At 44.4% G+C, this 13,356-nt stretch carries 11 protein-coding genes; all 11 read left to right on the top strand.

Annotated features, from left to right (window positions below; all coding sequences use genetic code 11):
* Positions 1-29: 29 nt before the first annotated feature.
* The 11 genes from EUBC25_RS01110 (at position 30) to EUBC25_RS01060 (ending at position 13,330) form a co-directional block, all read left to right on the top strand.
* On the top strand, positions 30-3,338 hold the full coding sequence (locus tag EUBC25_RS01110; RefSeq protein ID WP_311135883.1) for a DUF5717 family protein: 3,309 nt from the start codon (positions 30-32) through the stop codon (positions 3,336-3,338).
* A 43-nt stretch (positions 3,339-3,381) separates the two neighbouring features.
* The gene (locus EUBC25_RS01105; protein ID WP_230106421.1) at positions 3,382-4,665 is read left to right on the top strand and encodes a DUF5716 family protein; all 1,284 of its coding nucleotides are present in this window, start codon (positions 3,382-3,384) and stop codon (positions 4,663-4,665) included.
* Entirely contained in the window at positions 4,640-5,407 is a 768-nt protein-coding gene (locus EUBC25_RS01100; protein ID WP_230106420.1) for a hypothetical protein, read from the top strand. The genes EUBC25_RS01105 and EUBC25_RS01100 overlap by 26 nt, the downstream gene beginning before the upstream one ends.
* Before the next feature lie 133 nt (positions 5,408-5,540).
* Positions 5,541-6,389, top strand: a complete 849-nt coding sequence (locus EUBC25_RS01095) for an amino acid ABC transporter substrate-binding protein (RefSeq protein WP_230106419.1) — start codon at positions 5,541-5,543, stop codon at positions 6,387-6,389.
* Positions 6,390-6,449: 60 nt separating this feature from the next.
* Positions 6,450-7,100 carry an amino acid ABC transporter permease gene (locus tag EUBC25_RS01090; protein ID WP_230106418.1) on the top strand — a complete coding sequence of 217 codons (651 nt, stop codon included), beginning with the start codon at positions 6,450-6,452 and terminating at the stop codon, positions 7,098-7,100.
* Between the two features lie 22 nt (positions 7,101-7,122).
* Entirely contained in the window at positions 7,123-7,812 is a 690-nt protein-coding gene (locus EUBC25_RS01085; RefSeq protein ID WP_276535524.1) for an amino acid ABC transporter ATP-binding protein, read from the top strand.
* A gap of 187 nt (positions 7,813-7,999) precedes the next feature.
* A complete protein-coding gene (gene purC / locus EUBC25_RS01080) occupies positions 8,000-8,707 on the top strand; it encodes a phosphoribosylaminoimidazolesuccinocarboxamide synthase (RefSeq protein WP_230106417.1) in 708 nt (235 codons plus the stop codon).
* Positions 8,708-8,724: 17 nt separating this feature from the next.
* Positions 8,725-10,152, top strand: coding sequence for an amidophosphoribosyltransferase (gene purF / locus EUBC25_RS01075; protein ID WP_230106416.1), 1,428 nt, complete (start codon positions 8,725-8,727; stop codon positions 10,150-10,152).
* 27 nt (positions 10,153-10,179) lie between these two features.
* The gene (gene purB, locus EUBC25_RS01070) at positions 10,180-11,613 is read left to right on the top strand and encodes an adenylosuccinate lyase (protein WP_230106415.1); all 1,434 of its coding nucleotides are present in this window, start codon (positions 10,180-10,182) and stop codon (positions 11,611-11,613) included.
* Positions 11,614-11,796: 183 nt separating this feature from the next.
* Entirely contained in the window at positions 11,797-12,423 is a 627-nt protein-coding gene (locus EUBC25_RS01065; protein ID WP_230106414.1) for a cyclodeaminase/cyclohydrolase family protein, read from the top strand.
* 43 nt (positions 12,424-12,466) lie between these two features.
* The gene (locus EUBC25_RS01060) at positions 12,467-13,330 is read left to right on the top strand and encodes a bifunctional 5,10-methylenetetrahydrofolate dehydrogenase/5,10-methenyltetrahydrofolate cyclohydrolase (protein WP_230106413.1); all 864 of its coding nucleotides are present in this window, start codon (positions 12,467-12,469) and stop codon (positions 13,328-13,330) included.
* The last annotated feature ends 26 nt before the right edge of the window (positions 13,331-13,356 follow it).

The following is a 13,356-nucleotide window of genomic DNA, read 5'->3' as shown; positions in this document are numbered from 1 at the left end:
GTTTAAAGAAAAATGCAACGCAAGAAGAGGTGGAAGGCTTGAAAAATAAAATTAAAAAATTTTCAAAAGGGGACTTTCAAGTGGTACATCCGGAGATTGTCTTTAATGACACATGTCTGATCCTCACCATTGGAGAGGGAGAAGTGTACCGGGGAAGTTTTACGATGAAAAGCCGGACAGACGGAGCAATACGAGGAATTGTTTATCCGTCTTCTTTTCGTATGCACTGCATTGAGCAGGGCTTTGAAGGAAACCCTGTGACAATCCAATTCGAGTACGACGGGAAAGGACTTACGCCGGGACATGTGGAGCAGGGAAAATTTTCTATTGTGTGCAACGGCGGAGAATTTGAAGTGCCTTTTACCGCAATTATAGAAAAACCCTATGTCATGACAAATTATGGAAAGGTGCAGAGCACAGATGACTTTAAGAGACTGGCTATCAAAGACTTTTCAGAGGCGCAGAGGCTGTTCCGCTCCAGAGAATTTTATGAAGTTTTAAAATATGAAAATCCCCGGGTTTTTCATTTATATGATAATATGAGAAAATGGTCCCTTGATGAGCAGGCCATGGAAGAGTTCTTAGTCGGAATTAAGCAAAAAGAGTGTATTTTTCTGACGCTCCAAGGAGAAGGAATGCTCTTTGAGGATTTGAAAGAGTCTACAAAAGGGAGCCTGACTGTTATCAAAAACACATGGGGATTTATGCCTGTGAGAATAGAGTCGGAGGGCGGATTTATTACAGTCAGCCGTCCGGAGATTACGACAGATGATTTTGTCGGTAATGTTTACGAGCTGGAATTTGTTGTCAATGCAGAGAAATTGCACGCAGGAAGAAATTTCGGAAAGATTCATCTTGTAACTCCCTATGAAATTCTTACCTACGAAGTAGAAGTTTTGCAAAATGGAGAATATGATGAGAATCATCGGGAAATCGAATTTCTTATGGCACAAATCCTGAAGGAATATGTGGCGTGTGAGGCAGGAAGGATTGATATTAACAGCTGGGTTGACAGCGCCATAGAAAAATCAAAAAAAATGCGGAACTACGCGCCGATGGATGATTCTTTGCAGCTGTTTCAGGCGCATATTTATATTAAGGGCGACCGCATGGAAGAGGCAAAGTGGATTCTGGAAAATTATAATTACAATCGTTTTGCTATTGGAAAAGATCCCACAACAAACGCCTACTATCTTTTCCTCACCGCATTGATCCGGCAGACCGGAAATCATGTGGAGAGGGTGATTGATGAAATCGGAAAGACCTATCTTCGGCATCAGGATTCCTGGGCGCTTCTGGCTATGCTGTTGATGCTGGATCCGCAGTACAGGGATTCCTACAGGCGGATCAAAGTCTTGGAACAGCAGTTTTATTCATATGGCGCGAATCATGTTCTTTTTTACCAGAAAGCATATCTGTGTTATCAGGACCGAAGCAATCTTTTGAAAAAGCTGGGAAAATTTGAACTGCATGTGCTTAATTTTGCTACAAAATACCGGCTTATTACGAGAGAGCTGGCTCTTTATGTGGCCAACCTTGCCAGTCAGCAGAAGCACTATGACAGCGGACTGTTCCGGATCCTGGAGAGGATCTATGAAATGTATGAGGAGCCGATGATACTGAATGCGATCTGCACGCTTCTTATTAAAGGGAATAAGATGCAGCAGAGATATTTTGTATGGTATCAGAGAGCGGTAGATGCAGAGCTTAAAATTGCACAGCTCTATGAGTATTACATGGAAACCATTGAGGAGGACCGGGTGAGGGAAGCGCTTCCCAGATCCATTTTCCTCTATTTTATGCATGGAAATAATCTGGATTATAAGAAGGCGGCGCTTTTGTATGCCAACCTTATTACCTATGAACAGTATGCAAGTGATCTGTATATCAGTTATCGGGAACAAATGGTAGAATTTGCATGGGATCAGCTTGTCAAAAGACATATCAATGATTCTCTGAAGGTGATTTATAAAAGATTCTGTACAGAGGAAGAAATGACAGGCGAACGTCTGGAAGCGATGAGGGACATTTGTTATGCATATGAAGTGACAACTAAGGTGCAGGGGATGAAATGTGTTCTTGTGATCGAAAAAGACGGAACAGTGAAACAGAGAGTTCCTTATACAGAAGGGGGAGCAATTGTCTATCTTTATGACAAAGAGGCGCGGATCGTATGGGAGTCTATGGAAGGGCAGCACCATACAGATTCCATTGTTTATGAGACAAGACGCCTTTTTTACGAACCCAGATATCTGGAAATGTGCAAAAAGTATCTGTCCCATATCAATAACTGGGGAGGAGAAGGGCAAAAAGAAGAGGTGACATTTGAAAACCTCCGTATGAAAGGGCTGGAAGAATTTGAGGAAAAAGAGGTATTTCAGCTTTGCAGCAAACGTATACGCGAAGAGAATTATGAAGAAGATGAATTTCTTCTGTATCTTTGCTTTGAACTGTTTAAGAGACAGCAGTATGATAAAGTGACCCTTACCTATCTTGTTAATTTCTTCTGTGGAGCAACAAAAGATATGAAAGCTCTTTGGAAAACAGCGAAGGATTATGGAATCCAGGAAGGGAAGCTGGGAGAGAGGATCATTACACAGATGCTCTTTTCAGAAGATATGTTTCAGGAGGAAGAGATTTTTGTTGAGTATTATCTGAACGGAAATGCTTATTTCCGTCTGAAACAGGCCTATCTTGCCTTTGTATCCAGGGAATATCTGGTTAGCGGGCGGAAAACGGGCCACACTATTTTTGAGATTATCGTCAACGAGTATCGGCTGGGAGAAAGCCTGGCGGATATCTGCAAAATTGCGCTTCTTCATTATTACTCGGACAAGGAGTATGATCATGAAGTGGAGGAAGTTTTGCATAAGGTACTGGGACAGCTGTGCGAGAAACAGATTATTTTCCCGTTCTATCTGAAGTATCCTGATAAGTGGCTTAGAGAGGCACAGCTTTATGATAAGGTTATGGTTGAATATCATGCAAAGAAAGGCGGAAAGGTACGCATCTCCTATAAAATGCGCCAGGATGCTGTGGAAGATCTGGGTTATCAGAGCGAAAGCCTGACGCCTATGTATGAAAATATTTATGTGAAGGACTTTATCCTCTATCAGGGTGATGTAGTTCGGTATTATTTCCAGGAAACACAGGAAAAAGAAAAGAAAACCATACGTCAGGAAGAGAGGATCCTGGAACAGACCCGGGAAGTGCCGGCAATTGGGAAATACGGCAAACTCAATGCGATGGCTGGCATGTCTCCTGCAAAGAGAAAACAGGCAATGATCGATTATCAGAAAGAAATCGTCATGGCAGAGGAGATTTTCAGGGAATATTAAAAAAAGAGAGTAGAAACAGTACAAAAGCTTAGGAGGAATTACGGTGAGAGGCGGAAGTATTTTAGGAATTGAACTGAATGACCAGTATTGCCAGATCAGCTTTTACGACGAAGCGAAACATGAGCCGGAAACGCTGGAAGTGGCGGTAGACAATTATCAGATTCCTCTCATCCTGGGATATTATAAGGAACAGTGGGTTTACGGCAAAGAGGCAAAAAGACTGGCGACGATCAATGAAGGATGCACGGTCTCTGACCTGTATCAGAAAGCGCTGCGTCAGGAGAAAGTCCGGATTGGAGGGAAGAATCATGACGCGGTCTGGCTTCTGGCCAAGTTTTTTGAGCTGGCGTTAGAGAGATTCCGGCAGATTGAATATCTGACTTTTTCGGTTCCGCGCACAGATATCGATATCAGTAAGATGCTGAAGGGGATTGCGCAGTTCGTAGGAATCGCTAAGGATTCTGTCTATGTGCAGGATTATAAGGAAAGCTTTTGCCATTACATGTTTTATCAGCCTAAAGAGTTATGGCAGTATGAGGCTGCTTTGTTTTACTGCGACAGGAATGAGATCAGAGCCTATATGCTGCGTCGTCTCCGTGGTGTCAGAGGGCGCGGCGATGAACTGTTCGTAGCGGTGGATGAGGTGGCAAATGCCCATATGAAAGAACTTGCGGCGATCTATCCTGTACTGAATGTAGACAAGGCGAAGGATGCGGATGAACGGTTCAAGGCGTTTATTCAGAGTGTATTTGATAAAAAAGTTGTCTCTTCTGTGTATTTGACAGGAGAAGGCTTTGAAAACAACTGGTATCCGGCATCTTTGAAAGTGCTCTGCAATGGAAGAAGAGCCTTCCTTGGCAACAATCTCTACAGCAAAGGGGCTTGTTATACGGCGTACCGTAAATGCAGAGATTATGAGGACAGTCCTATTTATCTGGATGAAAGTAAGATGACGGATCAGATCTGTCTGCGTATGCGGGTAAGAGGCAAGGAAGGGTGGTATCCTATTGTACAGTGGGGCTCTCACTGGTACGAGGCTGACGGGCAGTGGGATGTGCTTCTTGAGGATACCTCAGACATTGAGATACATATTGAATCGCTGGCCAGCGGAGAACTCCAGGCGGAGACAGTGTCGCTGGCAGGACTGCCGGAGAGAAAAGACTATGCGATGCGTCTGACGATCGAAGTGATGTTTTTAGATGAACAGACCTGCCGGATTACATTTAAGGACGCCGGATTTGGGGAGTTTTTCCCGGCAACAGATTTTCAGGTGGAAAAGACCATACATTTAGGAGGAAGCAATGGGCAGTTTAATTCTTTGTCATAGAAAGAAAGCAAAGCATCCGTATGAGATTGCAAGAATCCATAAAAGGATCTATACAATAGAAGAACTGTGCTACTATTTTTGTAATAATCTCTATCTGGTAGATTATACGATCGTAAACCGTCAGCTCTGCGACTGGCTGGAGGAGGAGCTGGAACTGTATGATCTGGCAGATGAGCTGCGAAGTCAGTTGGAACAGAACGGCCCGGTGGAACAATTCCTTCTGACCGTCTTAAGTCATTCTTCCATTTATTCACCGGCAGAGATTACAAGGATCCATAATGTGCTGGAACGTCTGAAAAGCCAGAATGAAGTGGAGAGAGAAAAATATAAGGCGGACAATCTGCTGCAGACAGGAGAGTATGCGTCAGCCATTCTTGTATATCAGGGGATTGTAAACAAGGAGTGGGACGAGACAGTAGGAAAGGAATTTTACGGACAGGTCTATGGATGTCTGGGTGCGGCTTACGGTCGGATGCTTCTTTATGAAGAGGCGGCCTCCATGTATGAAAAAGGATTCCGGGTATGTCAGGATACAAAAATGCTGAAAGCTTATCTGTACTGCTGTTACCGCTATTTGCCGGAAGCGCAGTATGTAAAAATGCTGTCGGCGGAGCCTGTCTACCTGAGCATGGACTCCATTTTAAAGGAAGAGCTTCGCAAGGCAGAGGAAAAGATCAATATGGATGTAACAGAAGAAGATTTCCGTCAGTGGAAAAAGGAATACAGGAAAACAGGAAAATAGGGATGTTGTTATAGAGTGCTTTGCTTGACAAGCAAAGCACTTTCGTGTTATGATTACAGAGCAATTTAGCGTGGTAGAGTAATCAATTGGTAAATTGATAATATAATAAAGCTGATTGCAGGAGGGTCATATTATGAAAAAAAGATTAGCATTGCTTCTTGCGCTTGCAATGACAGCATCTGCAGTGGTTGCCGGATGCGGCAGCAGTTCCGACAGTAACAGCAGTTCCGACGAAAATACAGAAAGTCAGGAACAGACAGAAGTAGAATTTAAAGAAAAAGAGGCTGGAGATACTTTTACAGTCGGATTTGATCAGGATTTCCCGCCTATGGGATTTGTAGGGGATGATGGTGAGTTCACAGGATTTGACCTGGAGCTTGCGCAGGCTGTCTGTGACAAGCTGGAGCTTGAGTTCGTTGCAGAGCCTATTGCATGGGATTCCAAAGACGCTCTTTTAAATTCAGGCGCAATTGACTGTATCTGGAATGGATTTACTATCAATGGAAGAGAAGACGACTATACATGGTCTGATCCTTACCTTGACAATAAACAGGTCTTTGTTGTGCGCGGAGATTCAGGAATTGAATCAGAAGCCGACCTGGCAGGAAAGATCGTAGATGTTCAGACAGATTCTTCTGCACAGAAAGCGTTGGAAGATAATCAGGATCTGACTTCTACATTCAGTAATCTGCAGATTGTGCCGGACTATAATACCGGATTTATGGAACTGGAATCCGGTGCCGTGGACGCAGTTGCAATGGATATTGTTGTAGCTTCCTATCAGATTGATTCCAGAGATGCAAATTTCAAGATCCTGGATTATGAGATTGCATCCGAAGAGTATGGAGTAGGATTTGCCAAAGGAAATGAGGCATTGAGAGATCAGGTACAGCAGGCTCTTAACGAACTGGCGGAAGAGGGAAAAGTTGCAGAGATCTCTACCAAATGGTTTGGAGAAGATATTACAACAATTGGAAAATAAGTTAAAAAGAAAAAGGGCTGTCCTTTGGGCGGCCCGTTTTTAGCGGAGAGGAGTTAAGTTATGGCTATTTCAGTCATGTTGAGTCAGTTGATGGAGGGAATGGTATGGTCGCTTGCCATTTTTGTGATCACCCTTATCTTTTCCCTTCCGGTGGGACTTCTTGTATCCTTTGGAAGAATGTCCAAAAATATCGTTATTCGTTCGGTCTTTAAACTTTATATCTCGATTATGAGAGGAACGCCCCTTATGCTGCAGCTTATGGTAATCTTTTTTGGGCCTTATTACATATTCGGTATTCCAAATTCACCAAGCTGGAAGACGATCGCATGTATGGTGGGATTTGTTTTGAACTATGCGGCTTATTTTGCGGAGATTTACCGGGGCGGCATAGAGGCAATGCCCCGCGGACAGTACGAGGCTGCACAGATCCTGGGATATACGAAAGCACAGACATTTGTGCGGATCATCCTTCCACAGGTGATCAAAACCGTGCTGCCGTCCATTACGAATGAAACTATCACGCTTGTAAAGGATACTTCTCTTGCATTTACCATCGGTATTGTGGAAATGTTTACAAAAGCCAAGGCTCTGGCGGCATCACAGACAAATATGCTGCCCTTTGTATTTGCGGGAATATTCTACTATGTATTGAATCTTATTGTGGCATTTTTGATGGAACGTCTGGAAAAGAAACTGAACTATTATCGCTAGGAACCAGGAAGGAGAAAAGAGTATGAGTCTGTTGGAAATGAAAAATATAAAGAAAAGCTTTGACGGACAGGTTGTGTTAAAAGACATTTCCCTTTCTGTGGAAAAGGGCGAGGTACTGGGGATCATCGGACCTTCGGGATCCGGGAAATCCACCCTTCTTCGATGTGCTACCGGGCTGGAGAAGCAGGATTTCGGTGAGATCAAGTACGAAGGTACTTTTGGCCTGGTTTTCCAGAACTTCAATCTGTTTCCTCACTATTCCGTGATGAAAAATATTACGGATGCGCCTATTAAGGTGCAGAAGAGAAAAAAGGAGGAAGTCTATGAAGAGGCGAGGGAGCTTCTTCGCAAAATGGGGCTGGAGGACAAGGAGAAGGCGTATCCGTTCCAGCTCTCCGGAGGACAGCAGCAGCGTATCTCCATAGCAAGGGCTCTTGCCATGAAACCGGATATTCTCTTTTTTGATGAACCTACATCCGCTCTCGATCCGGAGCTGACGGGGGAAATACTGAAAGTTATCAGGGATCTTGCTGCCGAGCATATGACAATGGTTATTGTGACTCATGAAATGAACTTTGCAAAAAATGTTGCAGACAAGATTATTTTTATGGATCAGGGCATTATTGCGGAAGAAGGGACTCCAGAAGAAGTTTTTGGTTCTTCTAACAAAAGAATGCAGGAATTTCTTGGAAAATTAGGTGATAACTTATAAATAACGGATGAGTTATAAGAAAAAGTAATAAGTGGGTTGAAAAATAAATAATAAATAAGACATAATACAAGGCAGGAGGGAATATTGCTTTTCCTTCTGCCTTGTATTATACTTATACGTGCAAATGCTGACAGAAAGCTGCGGCTTATGTCCGCGGCGAAAAAAATAGAAAAGGATGGGTGTTCATATGCAGAAATTAGAACAATTGTATGAAGGAAAAGCCAAAAAAGTATTTAAGACGGATGATCCGGACATTGTAATTGTGGATTACAAAGACGATGCAACTGCTTTTAACGGCGAGAAAAAGGGAACGATTGTCGGAAAAGGTGTGATCAACAACCGTATGACAAACTATATTTTCCAGGTTCTGGAAAAAGAAGGCGTTCCGACCCATTTTGTAGAAGAGTTAAGTGACAGAGAGACAGCGGTAAAGAAAGTGGAGATCGTACCACTTGAGGTAATTGTCCGCAATGTTGCTGCAGGAAGTTTTTCCAAGAGACTGGGTATTGAAGAAGGAAGCGCACTGCTGGCACCTACTCTGGAGTTCAGCTATAAAGATGATGATCTGGGTGATCCTTTGATCAATGATTATATGGCGATCGCTATCGGTGCTTCCACAAGAGAAGAGATTGACAAAATTACAAAATATACTTTTAAAGTAAATGAAGTACTGAAGAAATTCTTTGCAGATGCAGGGATCGAACTGATCGACTTTAAAATCGAATTTGGAAGATACCACGGCGAGGTGATTCTGGCAGATGAGATTTCACCGGATACATGTCGTCTGTGGGATATCAAGACACATGAAAAACTGGACAAAGACCGTTTCCGCCGGGACATGGGAAATGTAGAAGATGCATATCAGGAAGTATTCCGCAGAATTGGCATTAAATAGGGAGCAGGAAAGAATTCATGAATGACTTTGAAAAAGTAACAACAGGCCTGGGTGAAGAGTGCGGTGTGTTTGGAGCCTATGATATGGATGGGGGCGATGTAGCCCCCACTGTATATTATGGGCTTTTTGCATTGCAGCACAGAGGGCAGGAAAGCTGCGGAATTGCTGTGACAGACACATATGGAGAGAGAAAGGTACAGTCGAAAAAGGGCCTCGGACTTGTAAATGAAGTGTTTGACAGCGAAACCCTCCACAGCTTAAAAGGAAATCTTGGTGTGGGACATGTACGCTATTCTACGGCGGGAGGTTCCAGGGCAGAAAATGCAATGCCGCTTGTGATCAATTACGTGAAAGGTATTTTGGCGATCGCGCACAATGGTAATCTGACAAATGCGATAGAACTTCGGCGGGAGCTTGAGTTGACAGGAGCAATTTTTCAGACGACAATTGACTCCGAGGTAATTGCCTATCACATTGCGAGGGAGCGGTTAAAGACATCTTCGGCAGAAGAAGCGGTAAAGAATGCTATGAAGAAGATTGAGGGAGCATACGCTCTTGTAGTGACCTCGCCCAGGAAGATGATCGGAGCAAGAGATCCCTTTGGTCTGAAACCTCTTTGTCTTGGGAAAAGAGATAATACCTATATTTTTGCTTCGGAGAGCTGCGCTCTTGCGGCAGTGGGAGCAGAGTTTGTAAGAGACGTTCTTCCGGGAGAGATTGTGAGCATTACAAAGCACGGTATCGACTCGGATATGAGTATGGCAATTGCACCGGAAAAACAGGCCAGATGTATTTTTGAATATATTTATTTTGCCAGAACGGACAGTACGATTGACGGGGTAAATGTTTACCATTCCCGTCTTACTGCCGGAAAAGCGCTGGCAGAATCCTATCCGGTAGAAGCAGATCTTGTGGTAGGTGTTCCGGATTCAGGGCTTGTTGCAGCAAAAGGATATTCAGAACAGTCGGGAATCCCTTATGGAATGGCTTTCCACAAAAACAGCTATGTGGGCAGAACATTTATCAAACCGAAGCAAAGTGAAAGGGAATCCAGTGTCAAGATCAAACTGAATGTGATCGAAGAAGTTGTCCGCGGAAAACGTATTGTCATGGTGGACGATTCGATCGTGCGGGGAACTACCTGTGCGAATATTATCCGTATGCTGAAAAAGGCAGGAGCGACAGAGGTTCATGTCAGGATCAGTTCGCCTCCGTTTTTGTATCCCTGCTATTTTGGAACGGATGTACCGTCCAATGAACAGCTCATTGCCCATTCGCACACAACGGAGCAGATCCGTGAAATGATAGGAGCAGATTCGCTTGGTTATATGGAGATAGAGAAATTAAAAGATATGGTCGGGGAGCTGTCCTATTGTGACGCATGTTTTACCGGGAAATATCCGATGAAGGTGCCGGGAAGAGATATCTCCCAGGCTTTTGAATAAAACTCAAAAGAGAAAGGAAAAACCGATATGAGTCATGACAGATATGTAAGTCCGCTGTCAGAGCGTTATGCCAGCAGCGAAATGCAGTATATTTTTTCACCTGATATGAAATTCCGTACTTGGAGAAAGCTTTGGATCGCACTTGCAGAGACGGAAAAAGAGCTGGGGCTTCCTATTACAGAGGAACAGATTGAAGAACTGAAAGCCCATGCAGATGATATCAATTATGAAGTGGCAAAAGAACGGGAAAAGATCGTTCGTCACGATGTAATGTCCCATGTATATGCCTATGGACAGCAGTGCCCGAAAGCAAAAGGGATTATCCATCTGGGAGCTACCTCCTGCTATGTGGGGGATAATACGGATATGATCATTATGTCCGAAGCTCTGAAATTAGTCCGCACAAAACTCATCAATGTTATTGCGGAGCTGGCGGATTTTGCAAAAAGCAACAAAGATCTTCCGACCCTGGCGTTTACCCACTTCCAGCCGGCACAGCCGACTACAGTGGGGAAGAGAGCAACGCTTTGGATGCAGGAATTTCTTATGGACCTGGAGGATCTGGAGTATGTGCTTGGAAGTCTGAAACTTCTGGGATCCAAAGGAACTACCGGAACGCAGGCAAGTTTCCTGGAATTGTTTGATGGAGATCAGGAAACGATCGATAAAATTGATCCCATGATTGCAAAGAAAATGGGATTTAAGGAGTGCTATCCGGTATCCGGGCAGACTTACTCCAGAAAAGTGGATACAAGAGTGCTGAATGTCCTTGCGGGAATTGCAGCAAGTGCGCATAAGTTCTCCAACGATATCCGTCTTCTGCAGCATCTGAAAGAGGTAGAGGAGCCGTTTGAAAAGACACAGATCGGTTCTTCCGCCATGGCTTACAAGAGAAATCCTATGAGAAGCGAAAGAATTGCTTCCCTTTCCAGATATGTAATGATAGATGCACTGAATCCGGCAATTACTTCCGCTACACAGTGGTTTGAGAGAACGCTGGATGATTCTGCAAACAAGCGTCTGAGTATTCCGGAAGGATTCCTGGCAATAGACGGCATTTTGGATCTTTGCCTGAATGTAGTGGATGGACTGGTAGTTTACCCGAAAGTTATTGAAAAGAGACTGATGTCAGAGCTTCCGTTTATGGCTACAGAAAATATTATGATGGATGCAGTAAAAGCAGGCGGAGACCGTCAGGAGCTGCATGAAAGGATCCGTGAGCTTTCTATGGAAGCGGGACGCAATGTAAAAGAAAAAGGACTGGACAATAATCTGCTGGAACTGATCGCAGCGGATCCAGCCTTTGGATTAAGTATCGAAGAACTGAAGGAAACGATGGATCCGTCAAAATATACAGGACGGGCTGCTTATCAGGTGGATCATTTCCTGGCAGAAGTCGTGGCCCCGGTTCTGGAGAAAAACAAGGACATTCTGGGAGTAAAAGCAGAGATTAATGTCTAAGCAGCGGCGTTTTTAGAAAGAAAGCGTCGGTGTACAAGGAGCGTGTTGCCCCTTGCACACCGACGCTATCTTTTGATCAGGAAATAAAGAGCGAAAATATAGAGATATTGCTTGCAACAGTTACCTGCTTCCCATATAATTGTGGAATGACCCAATAGGAAATGACTAAGGAGGAAACGACAGATGATGCTGGAAAAGAAAACAACGGAATTTCTGGAAGAACTCTCCTCGGCGGCCCCGGTGCCGGGCGGTGGAGGCGCATCGGCGGCTGTGGGAGCTTTTGCAGCAGCCCTGGGGCTGATGGTGGCGAATCTGACAATAGGGAAGAAAAAATACAAAGACGTAGAAAACCAGATGGAAGAGTCAAAAAAAAGCCTGGAATTTCTTAAAGAAAAACTGATCAGGCTGACAGATCAGGATGCCGAAGCCTTCGTTCCCCTGGCAGAAGCGTACCGCCTGCCCAAAGAAACGGAAGAAGAAAAGAAATATAAGGAACAGATTATGGAGGAAGCGCTCTATCAGGCGGCTATTGTGCCGCTGCAGATCATGGAAACAATCCATCTGGCAATGGAGGAATTGGAGCTGCTTGGAAAGAAGGGCAATCTGCTGGCAGTCAGTGATGCCGGGACGGGAGTCCTGTTTGCGCAGGCAGCTATGGAGGGAGCGGCGTTTACCGTATTTATCAATACAAAGCTTATGAAGGATAAAGAAAGGGCAGAGGATCTGAATGCCCGTGCAAACACATTGATCGCGGAAGGACGCAGTATAAAAGAAGATGTGTGCCGGGAGGTTATGAAGAATATCAAATAGTGCCGGCATAGACCGGACCTGAAAGCGGAAAGGAGAAAACATCATGGGAACTGTCATGAAAGGGGCAGAGGTAGCAAAAGAAATGAAAGAAACGCTGATCCGGGAAGCGAACGAGCTGAAAGAAAAAGGGATTGATCCCTGCCTGGCTATCATACGCGTTGGAGCCAGAAGCGCTGATCTGTCTTATGAAAGAGGCGCGAAAAAAAGAATGGAGCTTGCGGGCATTGCGTGCAAAGTTGTAGAGTTGTCTGAGGATATTACTCAGGAGGAATTTGAAGAGGAATTTCAAAAGGTGAATCAGGATCCGGAAGTGCATGGTATCCTTTTATTTCAACCTCTTCCGAAACATTTGAATGAGGAGAAGATCAAAAATATCATTCATCCTTTTAAGGATGTGGATTGTATGAGTCCGGTAAATCTTGCAAAAGTATTCTCGGGGGATGACAGCGGATTTGCACCCTGTACGCCGGAAGCAGTAATAAAGATGCTGGAACATTACGGTATTTCTCTTTGTGGGAAGAAGGTGACAGTTGTGGGAAGGAGTATGGTCGTAGGAAGACCGCTTTCTATGCTGCTCCTTAAGCGTCATGCTACCATTACGATCTGCCACACGCGTACAAAAGATCTGGAGAAGGTTTGCCGGGAGGCGGATATCCTCATAGCGGCAGCAGGGAAACCGCGGATGATCACAGGGGATATGGCAAAGGAAAATGCCGTGATCGTAGATGTGGGGATCAACGTAGACGAAGAGGGAAGAATGTGCGGAGATGTGGATTTTGAGTCTCTTGCAGAGAAAGCCGCCTTTATCACTCCGGTACCGGGGGGAGTGGGAGGCGTGACGACCTCTATACTGGCGGCCCATGTGCTTCGGGGGGCGAAGTATTTAAATGGGATTTCAAAAGAATAAAATGTTTAAGCCTGGATATTGCACTT

This window comes from Claveliimonas bilis, assembly GCF_020892095.1.
In the GTDB taxonomy this organism is placed as follows: domain Bacteria; phylum Bacillota; class Clostridia; order Lachnospirales; family Lachnospiraceae; genus Claveliimonas; species Claveliimonas bilis.
Note: the sequence above shows the minus strand (reverse complement) of the source record. Positions and strands in the feature narration are given on the sequence as shown.

Bases quoted from the DNA above. Each gene is read 5' to 3' on its own strand.
- purF (WP_230106416.1), top strand. From the start codon at position 8,725: ATGAATGACTTTGAAAAAGTAACAACAGGCCTGGGTGAAGAGTGCGGT.
- purC (WP_230106417.1), top strand. From the start codon at position 8,000: ATGCAGAAATTAGAACAATTGTATGAAGGAAAAGCCAAAAAAGTATTT.
- EUBC25_RS01090 (WP_230106418.1), top strand. From the start codon at position 6,450: ATGGCTATTTCAGTCATGTTGAGTCAGTTGATGGAGGGAATGGTATGG.
- EUBC25_RS01100 (WP_230106420.1), top strand. From the start codon at position 4,640: ATGGGCAGTTTAATTCTTTGTCATAGAAAGAAAGCAAAGCATCCGTAT.
- EUBC25_RS01095 (WP_230106419.1), top strand. From the start codon at position 5,541: ATGAAAAAAAGATTAGCATTGCTTCTTGCGCTTGCAATGACAGCATCT.
- EUBC25_RS01065 (WP_230106414.1), top strand. From the start codon at position 11,797: ATGATGCTGGAAAAGAAAACAACGGAATTTCTGGAAGAACTCTCCTCG.
- EUBC25_RS01060 (WP_230106413.1), top strand. From the start codon at position 12,467: ATGGGAACTGTCATGAAAGGGGCAGAGGTAGCAAAAGAAATGAAAGAA.
- EUBC25_RS01085 (WP_276535524.1), top strand. From the start codon at position 7,123: ATGAGTCTGTTGGAAATGAAAAATATAAAGAAAAGCTTTGACGGACAG.
- purB (WP_230106415.1), top strand. From the start codon at position 10,180: ATGAGTCATGACAGATATGTAAGTCCGCTGTCAGAGCGTTATGCCAGC.